Annotated in this window: 18 protein-coding genes; 8 read left to right on the plus strand and 10 right to left on the minus strand. The window is 61.6% G+C overall.

Annotated features, from left to right (window positions below; all coding sequences use genetic code 11):
- Positions 1–126: 126 nt before the first annotated feature.
- On the minus strand, positions 127–1,818 hold the full coding sequence (locus tag V1278_RS01560) for a putative bifunctional diguanylate cyclase/phosphodiesterase (RefSeq protein WP_334379474.1): 1,692 nt from the start codon (positions 1,816–1,818) through the stop codon (positions 127–129).
- Positions 1,819–2,062: 244 nt separating this feature from the next.
- On the opposite strand from V1278_RS01560, the gene V1278_RS01565 reads away from it, so the two are divergent.
- Positions 2,063–2,350: a hypothetical protein gene (locus tag V1278_RS01565; RefSeq protein WP_334379476.1), complete on the plus strand. Its 288-nt coding sequence runs from the start codon at positions 2,063–2,065 to the stop codon at positions 2,348–2,350.
- Between the two features lie 4 nt (positions 2,351–2,354).
- Here the strand turns inward: V1278_RS01565 and V1278_RS01570 are convergent, their stop codons facing one another.
- The 3 genes from V1278_RS01570 to mtgA all read right to left on the minus strand — a co-directional run bounded on the left by V1278_RS01570 (position 2,355) and on the right by mtgA (position 4,364).
- Positions 2,355–3,212, minus strand: coding sequence for a hypothetical protein (locus V1278_RS01570; RefSeq protein ID WP_334379477.1), 858 nt, complete (start codon positions 3,210–3,212; stop codon positions 2,355–2,357).
- Positions 3,213–3,347: 135 nt separating this feature from the next.
- Entirely contained in the window at positions 3,348–3,530 is a 183-nt protein-coding gene (gene rpmF, locus V1278_RS01575) for a 50S ribosomal protein L32 (RefSeq protein WP_028347701.1), read from the minus strand.
- 156 nt (positions 3,531–3,686) lie between these two features.
- Complete coding sequence (mtgA, locus tag V1278_RS01580; RefSeq protein WP_334379479.1) at positions 3,687–4,364, minus strand: monofunctional biosynthetic peptidoglycan transglycosylase; 678 nt, start codon at positions 4,362–4,364, stop codon at positions 3,687–3,689.
- A 176-nt stretch (positions 4,365–4,540) separates the two neighbouring features.
- Here mtgA and V1278_RS01585 point away from each other — a divergent pair, with 176 nt between their 5' ends.
- A complete protein-coding gene (locus V1278_RS01585; RefSeq protein WP_028347703.1) occupies positions 4,541–5,461 on the plus strand; it encodes a polyprenyl synthetase family protein in 921 nt (306 codons plus the stop codon).
- Positions 5,462–5,582: 121 nt separating this feature from the next.
- Positions 5,583–6,263 (plus strand): DUF1345 domain-containing protein, encoded by a 681-nt coding sequence (locus V1278_RS01590; RefSeq protein WP_334379480.1) that lies wholly within the window; start codon positions 5,583–5,585, stop codon positions 6,261–6,263.
- A gap of 59 nt (positions 6,264–6,322) precedes the next feature.
- Here V1278_RS01590 and V1278_RS01595 read toward each other — a convergent pair whose 3' ends face one another.
- Positions 6,323–8,095, minus strand: a complete 1,773-nt coding sequence (locus V1278_RS01595) for a caspase family protein (RefSeq protein ID WP_334384076.1) — start codon at positions 8,093–8,095, stop codon at positions 6,323–6,325.
- Between the two features lie 318 nt (positions 8,096–8,413).
- Between V1278_RS01595 and V1278_RS01600 the strand changes: the two genes are divergently transcribed.
- Positions 8,414–8,788 carry a nuclear transport factor 2 family protein gene (locus V1278_RS01600; protein WP_334366063.1) on the plus strand — a complete coding sequence of 125 codons (375 nt, stop codon included), beginning with the start codon at positions 8,414–8,416 and terminating at the stop codon, positions 8,786–8,788.
- A gap of 19 nt (positions 8,789–8,807) precedes the next feature.
- On the opposite strand, the gene V1278_RS01605 is transcribed toward V1278_RS01600, so the two are convergent.
- A complete protein-coding gene (locus tag V1278_RS01605; RefSeq protein ID WP_334379481.1) occupies positions 8,808–10,148 on the minus strand; it encodes a Rieske 2Fe-2S domain-containing protein in 1,341 nt (446 codons plus the stop codon).
- A gap of 221 nt (positions 10,149–10,369) precedes the next feature.
- On the opposite strand from V1278_RS01605, the gene V1278_RS01610 reads away from it, so the two are divergent.
- Positions 10,370–12,964 (plus strand): NB-ARC domain-containing protein, encoded by a 2,595-nt coding sequence (locus tag V1278_RS01610; protein ID WP_334379482.1) that lies wholly within the window; start codon positions 10,370–10,372, stop codon positions 12,962–12,964.
- 208 nt (positions 12,965–13,172) lie between these two features.
- Here V1278_RS01610 and V1278_RS01615 read toward each other — a convergent pair whose 3' ends face one another.
- Together V1278_RS01615 and ispG are read right to left on the minus strand one after the other, a co-directional pair.
- Positions 13,173–14,066: a TauD/TfdA dioxygenase family protein gene (locus V1278_RS01615; RefSeq protein WP_334379484.1), complete on the minus strand. Its 894-nt coding sequence runs from the start codon at positions 14,064–14,066 to the stop codon at positions 13,173–13,175.
- A 353-nt stretch (positions 14,067–14,419) separates the two neighbouring features.
- A complete protein-coding gene (gene ispG, locus V1278_RS01620) occupies positions 14,420–15,712 on the minus strand; it encodes a flavodoxin-dependent (E)-4-hydroxy-3-methylbut-2-enyl-diphosphate synthase (protein WP_334379486.1) in 1,293 nt (430 codons plus the stop codon).
- Positions 15,713–15,980: 268 nt separating this feature from the next.
- Between ispG and V1278_RS01625 the strand changes: the two genes are divergently transcribed.
- Positions 15,981–16,856 (plus strand): sulfurtransferase, encoded by an 876-nt coding sequence (locus tag V1278_RS01625; RefSeq protein ID WP_334379487.1) that lies wholly within the window; start codon positions 15,981–15,983, stop codon positions 16,854–16,856.
- A gap of 145 nt (positions 16,857–17,001) precedes the next feature.
- On the opposite strand, the gene V1278_RS01630 is transcribed toward V1278_RS01625, so the two are convergent.
- Entirely contained in the window at positions 17,002–17,940 is a 939-nt protein-coding gene (locus tag V1278_RS01630) for a DMT family transporter (RefSeq protein ID WP_334379488.1), read from the minus strand.
- A gap of 34 nt (positions 17,941–17,974) precedes the next feature.
- On the minus strand, positions 17,975–18,460 hold the full coding sequence (locus tag V1278_RS01635; protein WP_028347712.1) for a Fur family transcriptional regulator: 486 nt from the start codon (positions 18,458–18,460) through the stop codon (positions 17,975–17,977).
- 152 nt (positions 18,461–18,612) lie between these two features.
- Here V1278_RS01635 and V1278_RS01640 point away from each other — a divergent pair, with 152 nt between their 5' ends.
- The gene (locus V1278_RS01640) at positions 18,613–19,092 is read left to right on the plus strand and encodes a MarR family winged helix-turn-helix transcriptional regulator (RefSeq protein WP_035726713.1); all 480 of its coding nucleotides are present in this window, start codon (positions 18,613–18,615) and stop codon (positions 19,090–19,092) included.
- Positions 19,085–20,254 (plus strand): HlyD family secretion protein, encoded by a 1,170-nt coding sequence (locus V1278_RS01645; protein WP_334379489.1) that lies wholly within the window; start codon positions 19,085–19,087, stop codon positions 20,252–20,254. The genes V1278_RS01640 and V1278_RS01645 overlap by 8 nt, the downstream gene beginning before the upstream one ends.
- The last annotated feature ends 4 nt before the right edge of the window (positions 20,255–20,258 follow it).

A 20,258-nucleotide genomic window follows, 5' to 3' on the forward strand; every position in this document is an offset into this window, starting at 1 on the left:
CCCTGCGAACGCAGGGACCCATAACCACCAGCGTTGATTGTTTAGTGAAGCCGTCTACCCGATTGCCCCGCTGATGGGCCGCGGCGTATGGGTCCCTGCGTTCGCAGGGACGACTGGCGGAGAGAGCTAGCCCGCTGCCGGCAATATCGTCTCAGTTTGCGTAGCCCACGGCCGCTGCGGCGATGCCAGTCCGATCAGGCGGCCCTGGATGTAATCGCAGCCCCATTCGCGCAGCATCACGGCGGCTTCCTCGTCCTGCACCCATTCGGCTACCGTCTTGATCTGCAGGCGGTTGGCCAGATCGATCAGCGTATGCACGAAGGCGCGATCGTCGGCGGAGCGTGCGATGTTCTGCACGAAGGCGCCGTCGATCTTCACGATATCGACGCCGAGCTTGCGCAAGTTGCGGAACGAGGTGTAGCCGGCGCCGAAATCGTCGATCGCAATCTGGCTGCCGAAATTCTTCAAGCGGGTCACGAACCCGCGAACGTCGTCGATGTCCTGGATCGCAACCGTTTCGGTGATCTCGACGATCAGCCGCTCGCCGGCACCGGGATGCGCCTGCATCAGCGATTCGATTCCGGTCCACCAGTCCGGGTCCATGGTGGTGTCGGGCGAGATGTTGAGGCTGAGCCGCACGTTCGGCGACGCCGCGAGTTCGACGACCGCGAGTTCGAGCACGCGATGATCGACCAGCCGGATCAGGCCCAATCGTTCGGCGACAGGAACGATATCGGGCGCCAGCAGCGCCTGCCCGTCCTCCTGCTCCATCCGTACCAGGCATTCATAGAACGCCGGCTGCCGCGAGCGCGCTTCGACCACGGGCTCAAAGGCGGTGACGATCCGCCGCTCGTTCAATGCAGTGACGATCTCGTCGGTGACGCGGATGTTGACGCGGCGCTGGGCGTCGCGCTCGACGTTCGGCTTCCACAGCGCGAATGATCCGGCGCGGCGGCGCTTGGCGCCATCGAGCGTTTCCTGGGCGCGGTTGACGGCCTCATCGGCATTGCGGGCGTAACGGGGGATGCTGATCGCGCCGATCGAGGCAGTCACCGAAACGGGACCGGATTTGGTCGGGATTACCTCGTCTCGGACCCCCGCCAGAAAGCGCTCGGCCGCGATACTGGTGTCGTCGACGCTGCAGTTCCTCAAGATCAGCCCGAACTTGTTGCCGGAGAAGCGCCCAAGCACGTCGCCGCCGCGCAGCTTGGCACGGATGCGCTTTCCGACTTCGGCAATCACGGCGTCCGCGACATCGAAGCCGAAGGCGTCGTTGACGCGCGCCAAATGATCGATGCCGATCAGCATGAAGGCGCAGGTCGACCGGAGACGCTTGGCTTCCTCGATCGCTTCCGCCAGCGAGGCGATGAGATGCGTGCGATTGAGTTCACCGGTCAGCGGATCGTGCATGGAGAGCTTCAGCAATTGCTGGTCGCGGGCACGGCGCTCATTGTTGATGCGGACAATGCCTTGCGCGCGCACCGGCTTGCCGTCGGGCCCTGCGAACCAGCAACCGGTTTCCTCGATCCAGAGTACCGGCGCGGAGCTTGAGGCTCGCACGCCATATTCGACCCGGTAGGCGACGCCTTCGCCGCCCTGCGGCGGTGGCGATCGAGTGAGGGCGTCCGTCCGGATCGAACGGGAGGGCTCGATCAACCCGGCGAACCCGGCGCCACTCGCCAGCGCGTCCGCCGGAATGTCGGTGAAAACCGCGCCGGCATTGTCGCTCCAGGCGATGGTGTCCGCTATCAGGTCCCAAACGAAAGCTGCCTGGCCTAGCGAGGCAAGAATGCTGGAGGCTTGCGGGACAGGGGGCATTAGATCGCCTCGATTCGGGACACCGCCGGGTGATTCCCTGGTGATTCCCTTGGGCCTTGAGGATAGTGGCTGTTTCGAACGAGAGGCTAGGCTAAGTTGATAAATAATCCGGAAACCATGTTTCACGGACTTTCCGGGTTAGCCGGGAACGAAGCGGAAGGGAGCGGCATAGGCCTTGCGAGGTCAGATCACAGTGGGGCGTTTCGTCCCGAAACGTGACAGTTTTAGCCGGTTGCGGTGCGCGATGGTGGATATCGATCGACCAGAGGAAATTTTGGACGGCGAGTTCGTCAACCTCGACGAGCCGGTCTGCGTCGAGCTGGTGCCGGTCGCCCAGTCCGTACACTGGTCACAGAGAGGGGCGATGCCGCGGCCCGATCCGACCTTCCTCGCGCAGTTGATCGCGACCGCCGATCAGACACCGCAAACCCGCGGCCTGAGGCGGGCATCGCTGGCGGATGCGCAGACGGCCTATGGCGCCAGCCAGATCCGGTGTAGCAGCACCGGCTTCCGGACGCGGCAATCCATCTAGAGGATCAGCGCTGAGGCGTATCGGGCTTATCCGAGGGCGGAGGGCCTGAGCCCGGCTGCAGTCCTGGCGACGAGACTTGGGGCGTAGGGCCTTGCGTAGGGCCTTGGGGCGTGGGGCCCTGGGGTGTAGGGCCTTGGGGTGCAGGGCTTTGGGGTGCAGGGCTTTGGGGTGCAGGGTTTTGGGGTGCAGGGTTTTGGGGTGCAGGGTTTTGGGGTGCAGGGGCTTCTGGCGCAGGAACTTCCGATGACGACACTGCGGGCGACGGGGTTGCCGTTGAAGCCGCCTCGGGCGCGGCGGCGGGCTGCACCGGTTTCGGCTCGGCGCGATCCTTCAACACGGATTCAGCAACAGAGGCTGCCGCTGGTGTAGCAGGGGCAGGCGAAGGTGCTGCTGCTGCCGGTGCAGGCTCAATTTTGGGCTCGGCTGCCGGGGCCTCGGCCTTTTCGGCGTCTTTTGCTGGAGGCGTAGGCGCAGGCGCCGCCGCTGCGACGACGGCACGGCGTCGTGTCCGCAATGCGAGGCCGGAGAGGAAATCCACCAGCGACAGGGCTGTCATCAGGAAATAGGTCGAGGTGCCGAACTTCGGCCACAGCATGAATTCAGCCGCCGCCGCTCCGAACACGATCAGCGACAGCAGATGGTCGGTGAGATATTTCGCGCCGGGCCGCGCGCCTTTGATGACTTCGGCGAGTAGCAGCAAGATGCTGAGCGTGAGCAGCACGTCGCTCAGCGTCACGGTCCATTCCGCACCCGACATCAAGGTCAGCTTCACCAGCGGATCGGTGAACGATACCTCCGGCATCAGGAAGACGATGATGTTGTAGATCGCGAGCGGAATCAGAAGCAGCGGAAAACCGACCATGGGTATCGCGCCTTGCTAGGAAAACCGGAAACGTCCCCGGGCAAAGCATCGCTTCGCCCTGTGGAACCGTTGGCCCACTCGTTGGCCAAATTCGGGCAGGCGCCACTGGAAGCGGTGCCTTAATCCCCTATCCGGTCAGGATTCCTTCTTCTTCAGCACCTGCCGGCCCTTGTACATGCCGGTCTTCAGGTCGAGGTGGTGCGGACGGCGCAGCTCGCCCGAATCCTTGTCCTCGGCATAGGTCGGCTTCTTCAGTGCATCCGCCGAGCGGCGCATGCCACGCCGCGAGGGCGATGTTTTTCTTCTGGGAACGGCCATAACAGTCCTCTAGGGGTGTTTTGTCGGAGGCATCCGTCCGAAACCAGACCGCCCAGCGCTTCGCGCACGGGCTGCGATGCCGATAAGGCCGCGCTTATAGAGGATGGGCCGGCGTAAAGCTAGGGCAGGTTGCGGTAAAAGCGGCCGAAAATTGGCTCAAAAAGCGCGATTCTCGCTCCAGCAGCGCTGTAGCGCCGCGGCATTGGCCCGCGCCATGTAGGTGGCGGCCAGACGGCGCACCCCGGGGCCGGGGTTGCGGGCGCTGCGCCTGACAGGGTTGGGCAGGATCGCCGCCAGCAAGGCGGCCTCGCGCGGCGACAGGGTCGAGGCCGAACGGCCAAAGGCGTAGAGGGAACCGGCTTCCGCCCCGAACTGCCCGGACGGGCCGAGTTCAGCGATGTTGAGATAGATTTCCAGGATCCGCTGCTTGGGCAGCACCAGATCGATCCACATCGCAAGCGGTAGTTCCAGCACCTTGCGGACCACGCTGCGGCCCGGCCACAGGAACAGGTTTTTCGCCACCTGCTGGGTAATTGTCGACCCGCCGCGGGTGGGTTCGCCGTCCTCGGCGTCGTCGATTGCGTCCTGCAGCGCGCCCCAATCGACCCCGCGATGGCTGCAGAATCTGGCGTCTTCGGAGCCGACCACCGAGCGCGGCAGGTAGGGCGAAATCGCCTTGAAATCGATCCATTGCCGCGACACCGGCGCGCCCTTGAGCCAGCGCCAGGCCATCAGGGCCGAGACCGGATGCCCGGTGCGGTAGAACGGCGTCACCAGATAGGGCAGCAACAGCACCGCCAGCAGGATCAGCACGAAAATTCGGACAATGCGCAAATTGGATGCTTCCGGTTCAGCTTAGGCCCGCCGGGACCGCTGAACAGGCCCCACCCATGTGACATCTCCATGATATTTCGGGCGTTTTCCAGCGCTTTTGTGACGGGGGTCATGGAATTGACGAAGCGCCCGCCATCAAACATTGTCCGGGCCAAATTGATCTGGAGCTATTCTTAATGACCACCGCCACTGCCGATTTTGCCAAACGACTGGACCAAACCGCGGAGGACACCGAAGCGCTGCTGGCGAAGCTGTTGTCCGATACGCTGCTGCCCGACGAGATCGCGCGGCCGAAGCGGCTCATGGACGCGATGCGCTATTCCAGCCTCGGCGGCGGAAAGCGGCTGCGGCCCTTTCTGGTGGTCGAAAGCTCGGCGGTGTTCGGCGTCCCGCGCGAGGCCGCACTGCTGGTCGGCGCGGCTCTCGAATGCATCCATTGCTATTCCCTGATCCATGACGATTTGCCGGCGATGGACAACAGCGATTTGCGCCGCGGCCGGCCCACGCTGCACAAGAAGACCGACGACGCCACCGCGATCCTCGCCGGCGACGGGCTATTGACGTTGGCGTTCGACATCGTCACCCGCGACGAGATCCACAAGGACGCCAATGTGCGCCTCTTGTTGACGCGGGCACTGGCGCGCGGTTCCGGCATCGGCGGCATGGTCGGCGGCCAGATCCTCGACCTCGCCGGCGAAGGCCGCTTCGGCGACCGCGAGCCGGTCGACGTGGCGCGGCTGCAGCAGATGAAGACCGGCGCGCTGTTGCGCTATGGCTGCATCGCCGGCGCGATCCTCGGCCAGTCCACGCCGAAGGAATACCAGGCGCTCGACGACTACGGCCGCGCGCTCGGCGAGGCGTTCCAGATCGCCGACGACCTGCTCGACGTCGAGGGCGACGCCGCAGCGCTCGGCAAGCAGACCGGCCAGGATGCGGCGCTGGGCAAGACGACCTTCGTCACCCAGCTCGGCATCGACGGCGCCAAGCAGCGCGTGCGCGATCTGTTGGCGCGCGCCGATTCCGCACTGTCGATCTTCGGCGCGAAGGGCGACATATTGCGGGCAGCCGCGCGCTTTGTCGCGGAGCGCAGGAACTAGAGCTTCGGCTCTGATTGAAATCAGAACCGAAGCTCTGGATTCATGTTTTGACGCGTTTTCTTCACGCGAACCGGTATCCACTTCGCTCGAAAACGCTATAGCGCGTATCGAAGGCCAGCGGATGGACAAGGAATTCGAGAAACACCTTGTTCGCTTCCAGAACCTGCCGATGCCGGTCCGCGTCGTCTACGGAAGGCCGCGGACCTTTATCGCGCTCGCGGTTGGCGTGACCGTCTTCTTCCTGGTGCCTGATACGTTTCGGCTGGCGACACGTCTCATCGTCGGCTGGGATGTCTTTGCCGCACTGTATCTCGTGCTTGCCTATATCATGATGCTGCGCTGCGACGTCGGCCACATAAGGCGCAGCGCGGTGTTGCAGGATGACGGGCGTTTCCTGATCCTGTTAGTGACCGCGTTCGGCGCCCTCGCAAGCCTTGGCGCGATCGTGCTCGAGCTCGGCGCCTCGAAAGGCAATCCGGCCGGGCTCATCCTGGCGACGGCGACGATCGCATTGTCATGGGCGCTTGTGCATACCGCCTTTGCGCTGCACTACGCCCATGATTTCTATCGCGGCAAAAAGCCCGGCGGCCTGCAGTTTCCAAGCGGCGCCCCACACGACGATGCGGATTACTGGGATTTCGTCTACTTCTCGTTCGTGATCGGCATGACCGCGCAGGTTTCCGACGTCGGCATTACCGACAGGATTATCCGTCGCACCGCGACCGTGCACGGCATCATTTCGTTCGTGTTCAACACCGCGCTGCTGGCCTTGATGGTGAATATCGCGGCGAGCGTGATCTGAAAAGCAATTGGCCCCGCTGTCGCGGCGCCAATGTGGACTTGATCTGATGCCGGCCGCCGTTACGGGCACACGCCCGACATGATGGCCTGGTAGCCATTGCAGCCCTGCTGGCGTTCGAGGCCGGTGAGCGGGCGGCCACTGGCCCCGATGCTCGGATCCCGTCCCTGATAACGCCCGGCGGTGGCCTGCCTGCCCCGCGGCACCTGATACGGCCTGGCTTCCAGCGCCTGCCGCGGTTCGGGCTTCTCGCGCTTGGCCACCGGCTTCCTGGCGCCACGCTTCTCACATTCGTTGTCGTCGTTGAGGTACGAGCCCTCCGCGCAGGTGATCTTGGTGCAGCGCTCGCCCTCGGCCTTGAAGCCGTGCTCGCAGACCAGCGGGCACACGCGCGCCGATTTCAGCTTGATCGTATCGAGCGTATCGACGCTGGCGACCTTGGTGTCGAGCTTGGTTCCGGCGTAGCGGTTGAACAGGGTCAGCGACCGCTGCGAGGCGCGATTCCAGTTGCCATCGGCGTTGCCGGTCAGGCAGCCGACGCGTTGCAGTTCGGCCTGTACCGACTTGGTGACGTCGGCCTGCGGCGGCCCTGACGTGAGGGCAGCAACGTTCACGGTCTTGTCCTTGTCAGCGGATGCCGGGGCGGGCGCCTTGTCGGCGGCAGCGCTTTCGGCGGCGACGCGCTTCTGCTCGGCCGCGGCCGCCTGCTCCTGCGCCACCTGCTTGGCCTTTTCAGCCGCGATGCGCGCCTGCTCGGCGGCCTTGGCTTCCGCTTCGGCCTTTGCCTGCTGCGACTTCTGGGCGCCCTCGGCGGCGAGCCGGGCCCGTTCCTGCTCGGCGAGCCGCGCCTTCTCGGTCGCCGCGACGCGCGCCTCCTCGGCCGCGATCTTGTCGAGCTGAAGTTTTGCAAGGCTCGAATAGAAGCCGTCGGGATATTGCCCAAGGAAGGCGTTGAGCGCGCTCTTGTTGCCGATCTGCAGCGCGAGTTCGTAATCGCGGCGGGCTTCGGCCTGCGCACTGAGGGCTGGCGCAGGAGCTGCCGCCGCAGGCGCCGGACGCGCCGGCACCAGCGGCACGTCTTCACCGCCGAGCGAACCATACACAAAGGGTTCCTGCCGATTATTGGTGGTCTTGAGCACCTCGTCGCGGACAAAGCCGAACGCGCGGCGGACGTCGAGCCCGGGCTTCGTCAAATGATTCGACAACGCCGACGTGAACGGGCTGTTCTTGCCGTCACCGTCGGCCGCAGTCGAACCGGCCTTGGCCGAATAGGCGATCAGGACGTTGGGGCTGGTCGGCTCGACCTTGGCCAGGCCTTGCCCGATCGCGCGCGAAGCGATGGTACGCTTCATGGTGCGGGCAAACGGATTGTCGCGGCAGGCGTCGAGTATCACGAGCCGCAGCTTCTTGGCCGGCTCGATTGCGATCAGGATGCGATCGAGCGAGAGGCCCTCGTCATAAATGTCGGTATCGCGTTCCAGCCTCGCATCGACGGGAATCAGGTAATTCGCGCCGTCAACTTCGATCCCGTGGCCGGCGTAATAGACCACGGCGATATCGGCATCGCGCGCACGATCGGCGAAGTCGCGCAGCGCGCGACGGGTCTCGGCCGCCGGCAAGTCACGGCGGGAATCGACGACGTCAAAACCGGCGTCCTTCAGCGTTGCCGCGATTTTGGAACTGTCGTTAACCGGGTTGGTGAGGGGTGCGACATTCTGGTAGGCGGAATTGCCGAGGATCAGCGCGACGCGCTTCTCGGCAAAGGCCGGCTCGCTCACCAGCAGGAAGGCGGCGGCTGCAAGTACCCATCGGCACAATTTTAGCGATCCAGACATCATCATGACTCCTCCGGAGCCTCGTACTTTTTTACCACACCGGTCTGCCTATCAGAAGGATCAGGCGGGCTTTGTGAGTTAGGTCACGAACCACGGAGACGTGAATCGCGCCCCTCGCTATATTCTTAGTCAGGCGAACAGGCCCGCAGGTTCGGCCACCGCTATTGCCCGTTTCCACCGGGGTTCCCGGCGCAGCCCGCGGGACAGGTGCATTCCTCGGCAACGATGCGAGCGTTCGCCTTTTCTCAATAGCGCAATCCGCCGGTCCATGACTAAATTCACCCCGAATGATTTCTGTCTTGTCCGGGAGGAATAGCCGTGAGCTCAGACCGATCGACCGTCGAAGCCGTGGTGCAGACCTATTTCGATGGCCTTTATGAGGGCGATGCCGACAAGCTCGGCGCGATCTTCGACGCAAGCGCCGATTTGCGCTGGCTGGAGAAGGGCGAGTTGCAGGTGCTGACCGTACCGGACTGGCTCGACCGGGTACGCAAGCGGCCCTCCGCCAAGGCTGAAGGAAAGCCGCGCGAGGATTTCATCGTGACGATCGATCGCTCGGATGATCAGACCGCCTTCATCAAAGTGCGCTGCCAGTTGCCGCCGCGCTATTTCACCGACTATCTGGTGGCGATGAAGCTGCGGGACGGCTGGAAAATCGTCTCGAAATCCTACCGCTACGATCTGCGCGAGTAATATTTGCTCAGGCCTGCCCCTACTCTGCCGCCGCGTTCCTGCCGGGACCGCCAACATAGCCGGCCGCATCGCCGAACCGCTCGATCATGACAGCGGTGAGGTCCTTGGTTTTGCTGGTGACGCAGGCGCCCGAGCGCACGGCGTAGCGGTCCTGATGCTTCAGGTGCGGCGGCGCCTCGCCCTTCTGCAGCGCCCGGGCGGCGTCCATTACGAGCTTGCGGAAATGCATGATGCCGAGGTCGGTCGGGCCGAGATGTTCGCGCGTGCGGTCGGCGATCGGGCCCTGGCTGTCCTGCACGGCGGCGTCCTGCTCGGACACGCCCTTGATGCCGGTGTAGCTTTGGGTCTTCTGCAGCTTGCGATCGATCAGGTAGTCGTTCGACTTGTTGCGCAGCGGCACATAGTTCTCGTCGACTTCCGCAATGACGCCGTTGCCGCGATCGTAGGCCTCACGCTCGGCATCCGTAATCGGCCGTTCCGGATTCCAGGCATAAGTATAGATCCAGCAATTGGTATCGGTGACCGGCACAAAGCTCTGACCAAAGATGTTCTCGCCCGGCATCGCGCTCGGCGCATAGGCATGCACCGGCATCAGGAACTGGGCGATACGCCAGTAGATACTATCGCTGCCGGTGAGACGCCCGCCGGCAATCGTCAGCCCGGCGTCATGCGGGTTGATCTTGATGACGGGGCGCGGATCTTCCGCGATCCAGCGCATGTGATCGGTGGCCACGCGCACAAGCGGATTCACAAAGTGCTTCTTGATATCGAGGATCTCGTTCTCTTCCTTTTCGAAGGAGAGATGCGCGAAGGTAAAATGCGCGGTGTCGATCGAGCCTTCCAGTGCCTGCACCCAGTTGCAGTCCTGCCATTTCTTCGAAACGTAGCGATGCGAGGGCGGCACCAGCGCCATTTCCAGATCGGGCAGCTCGGGCACCTCTTCGGCGGGACCCATATAGGCCCAGATCATGTCGCCCCACTCGCGCACCGGATAGGACTTGATGCGGATCATGTCCTTGGCGTTGAGGTCGGGATAGGAGGTCGGCATATCGACGCAAGCGCCCGAGGTGTCGAACTTCCAGCCGTGATAGACGCAGCGGATGCCGCACTCCTCGTTGCGGCCAAGCCAGAGATTGGCGCCGCGATGCGGGCAATATTGATCGATGACGCCGACCACGCCGCTTGTATCGCGGAAGGCGAGCAGCTCCTCGCCCATGACGACGATCTTCTTCGGCGGGCCGTCGGCCTCAGGTAACTCTTCCGACAGCAGCACCGGAATCCAGAAGCGGCGCAGCAATTCACCCATGCCGGTGCCGGCGCCGCTCTCGGTGAGGAATTTGTTGTCTTCGGCGCGGAGCATGGGGCGTCCTCCCGGCTTGTTTTTCCGGAAGATTGACGCGAGAGCGGAAAGACGTCAACCAGAGCGCCCTCACGTCCCACTGGACACCGGCTATGCTTGTCGGCTTCTTCGCCTAGCGGAGCCCAGCCAATTTTCTCTGCCTGGTTGTTTTCGGGGCAGATCTCGGTGCATAGTAGAATTCTATCCCTGCGGGAAGCATTGCAATAACAGGTCGTCGAGAAATGGCTTTCGCACCAATTGACCGAGTTGTTTCTCGTGCCGAACGAAACAGTGATTCGGATTTTACACTATTTATGGAGTTGCTCTATGTTGGAGAACTAATCGTAAAGATTACCACGGCCGCCTTTGTCGCTTGTATCGAAAACGACCGCGAAGGGCATCGATATCAGCTTCTCCACGCACTCGTGCGCGCCGACGGCATTGGAGAGTGGGCAAGTAAACTGGAAGAAGCCTTGGTAGGTCCGGCGACGCAGCACTTAGCAAGCGAGTTGGTCTCGGATAGGCGCATATTTACGGAGCGTCTTGGTGAAGACTCATGGCAATATCAAGCCGTACGTCAGCTAAGCACTGTTTTGATTGGAATACATCCTACGGCCCAACCAATCGGCGACAAGGTAAGCTTACGCACATGGTTTTCGACGTTTGCCGAGCTAAGAAACAAAACGCGCGGCCATGGAGCTATTACCCCTGCCACCTGCGCAAAAGTCGTGGCTGCGTTTCGATCTTCGATCGACCTAGTGATAAGCAACAATCCAATCTTCCAACGATCTTGGGCTTATCTTCACCGAAATCTGTCGGGAAAATATAATGTTGTCATGATCGGCGGCGACACTGTGGCCTTTCGCGGGCTAACAACGAATGCCGCTTTGGGGGAGAATCTGGCAAACGGCGTATATATTTCCGCGAACCGACTGCGTCCTGTCGAGCTAATTCAAAGCGACGTAAGCCTGTCGGACTTCTTCCTTCCAAACGGCGCCTTCAATGGGAAGTCCTATGAGCTCCACTCACTTATTACTGATAGCCGTCTGACTGGCGATGCACGACCCTACCTCGCCGTGGCGAACAATCGACCCCCGAGCGAAACAGAAGGCACGCGCGAACTGGACGTCTTAGGCGAAGTATTCACGAACTTGCCATCTGTGCCTAGCGGCTACGTAAGACGACCACGATTGGAGGCGGAAGCGAGCTCAATAATCGCCAATGATCGTCATGCGATAGTCACGCTGGTTGGCCGAGGCGGCACAGGCAAAACTTCGCTGGTCCTCGCAATTCTTCACGAAATGGCCTCTACTGGCCGATATCAGGCAATTGTTTGGTTCAGCGCGCGCGACATCGATTTGACTTCAGAAGGGCCCAAGGTAGTCCAGCCAAGAGTGATGGCCGAGAAGGATATTGCTGCCGAATACGTTTCTCTTGTCGGTGGCTTGGATAGCGATCTGTCCGCGAAGAAATCCGCAGTTACCATAATGGCGGAGCACATGCGATCGTGCCCCATTGGCCCAACCCTTTTCGTATTTGACAATTTTGAAACTGTTCGAAATCCGGTTGATCTTTTCCAGTGGATCGACGCAAACATTCGACTGCCAAACAAGGTTCTCATCACTAGCCGTTTTCGCGAATTTAAGGCGGACTTCCCGATTGAGGTTTCTGGCATGGAGCCTCAGGAAGCTGAAAATCTAATCGCTCAAACCGCTCAGAAGCTTGGTATTAGCCATTTGATCTCTTCGAAACACCGTGACCAGATTATAGAAGAGTCCAACGGACATCCGTACATTATCAAAATAATTCTAGGAGAAGTTGCCAACACTCATTCGTTTAGCAAACCCAGTTCTATGATGGTTCGCAAAGACGAGATACTCGAAGCTCTCTTTGAGCGAACATATGCCAATCTCTCTCCCTTAGCGGTTCACACATTCTTGACGCTCAGCGGATGGCGTTCGCTAGTGCCGCAGTTGGCGGTCGAAGCCGTGCTATTGCGACATCATGGAGGCGGCACAGATCCGGAACATGCAATCGACGAACTTGTTCGGATGTCTCTCGTGGATAGAACACGAGCTTCAGACAATACTATTTTTTTGGTCGTTCCTCTTGCTGCTGCACTCTTCGGAACAAAGAAACTCAATGTTCATCCTCATCGGCAGTTGATCGAGAGCGACGTTCGCTTTCTACAAGACATTGGCGCCACGGCCTCAACGGGTCTCAAGGAGGGTATCGCCCCACGAATGGATGCACTCTTCAAGAAAGTTGCAAGACGAATCAGTGAAGGCACCGCATCTTTCGGAGAAATGCGCCCAATCCTCGAATATGTAGCACGAAGTTATCATCCAGCTTGGCTGTTGCTTGCTCAGATCAATCGAGAGTGCGAGGGCGAAGACGGCATCGAAAGTACAGCTGGCTATCTCCGTCGTTTCCTCGAGAAAAATCCTTTCGCGGAAGAATCGCAGCAAGCCTGGCAGCAGCTTATCGCGATCTACCGGGCGACGGGCAACGTAATCGGTGGCTGTAGCGCATTTCTAAGAGCCGCTGAAATCAGAGACCCGCCACTTCACCAAATTGCTAGCATGGCTCATTGGCTCAATAGTGAACGCGAGATAATCGATAGGATGTCGGTTGTGGAACGCGGCGACCTATTTAAGCCGATCGCAAGATTGCTCGAAAGCCATTTGCCTGTCGCGTCAGCAACTGACCTATCGCGGCTGGCATGGCTATGGCTGCACGCTGGCGACAATGAGCGCGCATTGAGGGTGGCAGAGATCGGCTTAGAACGCGAGCCCGACAATCGATTCTGTCAAAGTTTGGTCGATAAGTTGAAGTGACCTGCCTTTAAGTCGAAGGCATGGTGACGGTCTCCTTTCCATTGATGCATCATCAACGGATACATTGGGATCGGAGGGACATGCTCGTCCCAAGCGTCGCCGAATATCTAAGCTAGCCCATACGAGTTGGCCTGTTGGTGGTTAGTTCGAGCCCCGCTCGATCAGCTATCGCGAATTGCGCCGGCTAAAACACACCGCGAGTTACCGTTTACACCGGCCGCTCGCCCTTCACCGTCACCCGCGTGCCTGACCGCGTGTGCGGCCAGTAGTCCCACATCGCGCGGTGCTGGGCGCAGCGGTTGTCCCAGAACGCGATGGCGTTTTCCGTCCAGCGGAAGCGGCATTGGAACAGCGGGTTCTCCGCGTGCTGGTAGAGATAGGCGAGCATGGCATCGCTCTCATCGCGGGGAATACCCACAATATAGCGGGTGAAGCCGCGATTGACGTAGAGCGCCTTCTTGCCGGTGACGGGATGCGTGCGCACCACGGGGTGTTCGGCACGCGGATATTCCACCCGGTCGGCGACGCCATAGTTGGCGTAGAGCCCGCGATAGGTCTGCTCGCCGTCGTGCAATGCGGTCAGCCCGTCGAGATAGGTTTTCATTCGGTCCGACAGCGCGTCATAGGCGGCGTACATGTTGGCAAACAGCGTATCGCCGCCGCGCGGCGGGCATTGCTTGATGTAGAGGATCGACCCCATCGGCGGCTCGACGTCGCAGGACACGTCGGTGTGCCAGCCCTCGCCATTGGCGCGCGGCGAATCCTTGTCGGCATAGATCTTCATCAGCGCCGGGTCGCCCTCGTTGGGCGCCGCCGGATGCACATGCAGTTCACCGAACTTGCGCCCGAAAGCGAGATGTTGCTGCGGAGTGATATGTTGGTCGCGAAAGAAGATGACGAGGTTTTCGGCGAGCGCGCGATGGATTTCGTCCATCTGCCGGTTGGAGCGCGCGTCGTCCGAGACGAGCTTGCCGATATCGACGCCGGAAATTTCCGCGCCGATGATGGGCGTGAGTTTCTCGACCGCAATGGTCTCGTAAGGTTCGGCTTCGTCGGCGACGTGCCGGTAGCGCGGTCCCTGCTTGCCGGACAGCGATGACATGGGCGTTTCTCCCGATCGTTCTTGATTGGGACGCATCGTAGCGCAGGCGATGCGGAGCGCAATGCAGTAGCTCATCGTCCCTGCGAACGCAGGGACCCATAATCACAAGAGATTGTTGTTGTAGGGGCTGGAGCTACAGCGCGGCATAAACCACAAAAACCTGTGGTTATGGTCCCCGCGTTCGCGGGGACGACGGAATAGAGGCGAGAACCCCTCAACATGTCGCCCCTGCGAACGCAGGGGCCCATACGCCGCGGCCGGCGGAATGGTACGCGGGGCGACGGCTGCGTTTCAACAATGCAGGCTGGTGGTTATGGGTCCCTGCGTTCGCAGGGACGACAGGCAGAGAAAGCTTACTCCGCCGCGGTCACCGCGTTCTCGGGCGTCTTGTTGCCCTTGCCGTAGCGCTGATCGATGTAATCGATCACCAGCGCCTTGAAATCGGCGGCAATGGTCGGCCCGCGCAGGGTGCGGAACTTCTTGCCGTCGACGAACACGGGCGCGGCCGGCGCTTCGCCGGTGCCGGGCAGGGAGATGCCGATATTGGCGTGCTTGGATTCGCCCGGGCCGTTGACGATGCAGCCCATCACCGCGACGTTAAGCTGCTCGACGCCGGGATATTGCGTTTTCCAGGCCGGCATTTCTTCGCGGATGAAATCCTGTATCGAGCGCGCCAGCTCCTGGAATGTCGTCGAGGTGGTGCGGCCGCAGCCCGGGCATGCCGCGACCAGCGGCACAAAGGTGCGGAAGCCCATGGTCTGCAGCAATTCCTGCGCGACCTGAACTTCCAGCGTGCGGTCGCCGCCGGGCTCAGGCGTGAGCGAAATGCGGATGGTGTCGCCGATGCCGTCCTGCAGCAGAATGCCGAGCGCGGCGGATGAAGCCACGATGCCCTTCGATCCCATGCCGGCTTCGGTGAGGCCGAGGTGGATGGCATAATCCGAGCGGCGCGCCAGCTCCTGATAGACCGCAATCAGATCCTGCACGGCGGAAACTTTTGCCGACAAAATCATGCGGTTCTTGGGCATGCCGAGCTCTTGCGCGCGGGCGGCCGACAGCAGCGCCGACTGCACCATGGCCTCGCGCGTCACCGCGCGCGCATCGCGCGGGTTGGCCGAGGCCGTGTTCTCGTCCATCAGCTTGGTCAGCAGCTCCTGATCGAGCGAACCCCAATTGGCGCCGATGCGCACCGGCTTGTTGTTCTTGTTGGCGATCTCGATGATGTCGGCGAACTGCGTGTCGCGCTTGTTCTTGAAGCCGACATTGCCGGGATTGATGCGATACTTGTCGAGCGCTTCGGCACATGCCGGATATTCGGCGAGCAGCTTGTGGCCGATATAATGGAAATCACCGATCAGGGGCGTGGTGATGCCGCGCTTGCGCAGGCCATCGCGGATGTGCGGAACAGCGGCAGCAGCTTCCTCGCGGTCGACCGTGATGCGCACCATCTCCGATCCGGCGCGCGACAGCGCAGCGACCTGCGCGATTGTGCCTTCGACATCGGCGGTGTCGGTATTGGTCATCGACTGCACGACGATCGGCGCCCCTCCGCCGACGGCAACATTGCCGACCATGACCTGGGTGGTTTTGTGCCGGGCCTTCGGGCCGGCGACGTCGTCTTGTGGGATTATTTCGGGCTTGTTCATGGGGCCTCGAATATCAGGTTTTGGTGACATGTACCAAGGGGGCGGCGAAGGCAGTGTGCGCCTTGTCACATAGCGGATTTTTATCTTGTGTGTTCAACAGCTTAGGCCAGCCGCAGCGGCCGAAAGCAGGGCAAAAGACCTCAGTCTTCGTTAACCGCTATATTGGACAGGAATCGCCGAATTGAAAGGGCGAGCATGCGTCTGGCGGCCTTTTCATGGCCCGATGCGAGCCCTAGCATCGCCGAAACATAAATAATGGGAGGCGGGTATGCCGGCGCGAAACGAGCTGATCACGACGGCGGAACTCACTGACCTTCTCAGTCAGCCCGATCTGCGCCTGTTCGATTGCACCACCTACCTCGAACCCGCCCCTGAGGGCTCCAGCCTACCTTATCTCACCGTGCCGGGCCGGCACAGCTTCGAGGCCGGACATATTCCGGGCGCGGACTTTCTCGATCTGCCGAGCGAGTTCTCCGATCCCGATACCGAACTTCGCTTCATGATGCCGGATGTGGCGCGGCTCGAACGGGCGTTCGGCCGCCATGGCGTTTCAAATCAAAGCCGGGTCGTGCTGTACAGCATCGGCACGCCGATGTGGGCGACGCGGTTCTGGTGGATGCTCAGATCGCTCGGTTTCGAGAATGCTTCAGTGCTCGACGGTGGTCTCGACAAATGGAAGCTCGATGGCCGCCCGCTCGAAACCGGGCCGGCGAAGGGATACGAGCCGGCAACATTCACGGCCAATCCGAGGCGAGGTTTCTTCGTCGACAAGCACGAAACGCTTGCCGCTACGTCCGAGCGAGGCACCGTCATCGTCAACGCGCTCGGCCCGCAATTTCACAAAGGCCTCGAGCCCAGCCGCTATGGCCGGCCCGGCCGCGTTCCCGGCAGTTGCAACGTATCGGCGGCCACACTGCTCGACCCGAAAACCAAGGCGTTCGTCCCGCTTGGCGAGGCGGAAGCAAAATTCAAGGCGCAGGGCATCACCAAGGACAAGCGGGTCGTCGCCTATTGCGGCGGCGGCATTTCGGCGACGATCGACCTGTTCCTGCTCTACCAGCTCGGTTACGACAACCTCACGCTTTACGATGGCTCGATGAGCGAATGGGCCAAGGATGCGTCGCTGCCGGTCGAGACGGGGTAGAACATAGACCCGCGCTCCTTCCACGTCATTGCGAGGAGCGGCAGCGACGAAGCAATCCATCTTTCAACGCGCGGAAGGATGGATTGCTTCGCTTCGCTCGCAATGAAGGCTTGTGCTTTGCGTACCTGTGGAATGACGGAAAGAATCACGCCGGCACGTTCGGATCCGGCACCACCTTCGGATCCGGCTTGTTGACGAGATAGAGCCCGGCGATGACAAGCAGCGCTGCAACGCCGAAGGCAATGGTCAGCGTGTCGTGCAGGATGAAATAGGCGGCGACGACGCCGAACAATGGCGTGACGAAGGTGAACGACGATAGTTTGCTGGCTGAATAGGTCTTCACTAGCGCGAACCACAGCACGAAGGTGCAGCCCACCACCCAGATCGCCTGATAAGCCAACAGCGAGATCGACAGCGCGCTCGGCATGTGGGTGATCTTCTCGCCGAACAGCAGGGATGCGCAGCCCAGGATCGGGATCGATACGGCCACCTGATATCCGAGCGCCTTTTCCGGAGCCGCGTTACGAAGTTTCGTGCCCTTGGCGATAAGCGTGGTCGCGCCCCACAGCGCGCCGCCGCCGACCACCAGCAGGTCGCCCAGCAACACTTTTGCGTCAACATTTGCCTGCGGCACACCGATTGCCAGCGCGACACCGGCGAAGCTGAGGCCCAGCCCACTCCATTGCATCATGCTCAGGCGCTCGCCGAGAAACTGGTAGGAGCCGAGCGCGACGAAAAACGGTGCAGTGTACAGGAACACGGCGGCGCGCGACGCCGATGTGAACACCAGCCCGCTGAAGATCAGCACGAATTCGATACCGAACAGCGTGCCCGCCAGCAGGCCGGGACCGAGCGAGCCGTCACGCTCGAAGAATTTTACGCCGCGCAGCCAACCGGCCAGCAGCATCACCGGCAACGCGCCGGCCGAGCGGATCAAGGCCTGCAGCATCGGCGGCACATCGGGCAGCGTTAGCTTCACCGCAATCTGGTTGAAGCCCCAGCTCAGGCACAACATCAGCATCAAGGCGATGGCGCCCGGGGTGAGCGCACGCCCGGCGGAAGGTTCTAATGGCTTGGACGACATTAATCCTCGTGGCCGGCTTGGCGCCGTGTTCTCGTTATTTCTGGCAATGCGCGCAGATGCCGGCAATCTCGACGACGGAGAGTTTTGGCGCAAATCCGGAGGCCCGCGCCGCCGCATTGAGGCTTTGTGCCACAGGGGCTGCGGGGATTTCGCCGACCGAGCCGCAGAGCTCGCAGATCAAAAACGCCACCATCGAGGTCTCGTCATGGTCATGCGCGCAGGCAAGGAACGCATTGCGGCTCTCGATGCGGTGGACCAGGCCGTTTTCCATCAGGAAATCGAGCGCGCGGTAGACCGTGATCGGCGCCGGCCGCGGCATCGATTTGGCGAGCTCGTCGATCACCTCATAGGCCCCGAGGGGGCGGTGGCTCGACAGTAGCGCCTGCAGCACCTGACGCCGGATCGGGGTAAATTTTTGCGCCCGCCGCGCGCAAACCTGTTCGGCATGCGCGATCGCTTCCGCAGTGCAGCGGCCGTGATCGTGGCCGGGCGCAGGAAATGTCGGCTTTGTCAGGCTCATGTCAGACCTTGTACCAGTTTGAGGGCCAATCCTAAAGCCCGCGCACGCATTGGCTCCCAGCCATGTGCTGGAAGCGGATCAGGCCATTATTAACTCGCCGTGCAGAATTCATAAGCAAGCTTATTGTATTGCAGGCTTATGGAGGCTTGGGCATGCGCGGTTCCGTGGACATGAACTTTCTGTTTACGCTTGGCGAGGTGCAACGGATGGTGCGCGCCTATGCCGACCGGCAGGCCGCGCGCTACGGCATCACCCGTGCGCAATGGGCGGTGCTGGCCAAGGTCGAGCGCACCGAGGGCCTCAAGCAGTCGGAACTTGCCGAACAGATGGAGATGCAGCCGATCACGCTGACGCGGCTGATCGACAAGCTCTGCGACAATGGCTGGATCGAACGCCGCGGCGACGAGAATGACCGGCGCGTCAACCGCCTCTATCTGCGCAAGGCCGCGCGGCCGCTGCTCGGCAAGCTCGCCGGGCTTCGCTCCGAACTGACGGCGACCGCGCTCGACGGCATCAATCCCACTGATGCCCACCGCCTGCTCGACCAACTCGATCTGATCAAGGAAAACGTTCGCAACGCGATCCAGAATCCGGCCGGCGAACCTCCCAGAAAGGAGCAGCGCTATGGCTGATCCGGTCCTCAAATTCCCGCCCGAGCAGAAGGGCGCACCCGGGGCGCCGTCACGGCCGAAACTCGCGGCCGAGCCGCGCCGCCGGCTGATGGCCGGCATGCGGCGCTACCGGCGCTTCCTGCTGTTGGTGGTGTTGCCGTTGGTTGCGCTGGTCGCCGGCGTGACGTTCTATCTCAACGGTGGCCGCTACGTGACCACCGACGACGCCTATGTCGGCGCGCAGAAGGTTTTGATCACGCCCGACATCTCCGGCAAGATCGAGAAGGTCGTGGTGAAGGAAGGCCAGCAGGTCAATCCAGGCGACATCCTGTTTGAGATCGATCCGGTGCCATTCCGCCTCGCCGTGGCGCAGGCCAAGGCCAACCTCGCGCAAGCCAAGGTCACCTATGACAATCTGATCGCCGACCTGAAAATCTATGGCCAGATGAGCGAACTCTCGCAGCAGGGCATGGACCTGAAGCGGCGAGACGTGGAGCGCAAGTCGGCGCTGGTGAAGAACAATTTCGGCTCGCAGCTCGATCTAGACAACGCGTCGACCGCCCTCGTCACCGCGAGCGCGCAGTATCAGTTGCTGCAGCAGAAGATTGCGACCGCAAAGGCCCAACTGCTCGGCAATCCCGATCTGCCGCTCGAGGAATTCCCGCCCTATGCCCAGGCCAAGGCGGCGCTCGACCAGGCCCAGCGCAATCTCGACCACACCGTGATGCGCGCGCCGATGGCCGGCATCGCCACGCAGGTCGAGCAGATCCAGCTCGGCCGCTTCGTCACGGCTGGTACGCCGGTGTTCAGTATCATCGACACCTCGAACCCGTGGGTCGACGCCAACCCGAAGGAATCAGATTTCACCTATGTCGCGGTCGGCCAGTCGGTCACGCTCGAGGTCGATGCGTTCCCCAATCACCCCTTCAAGGGTACGGTCGGCTCGCTCTCGCCCGGCACCGGTGCGCAGTTTGCGATCCTGCCGCCTCAGAACGCGTCGGGCAATTTCGTCAAGGTGGTGCAGCGCGTGCCGGTGCGGATCTATTTCGACAAGAACGACAAATTCGTCCGCAAGCTGAAGGCCGGCATGAGCGTCTACGCCACCATCGACACCAACCATCGGCGCTCGCTCTCAGCCCTGCTCGGCCTGTCGCCGGCGACGGCGAACCAGGACCACGATTAGCGCC

The organism is Bradyrhizobium sp. AZCC 1577, assembly GCF_036924575.1.
GTDB lineage: Bacteria > Pseudomonadota > Alphaproteobacteria > Rhizobiales > Xanthobacteraceae > Bradyrhizobium.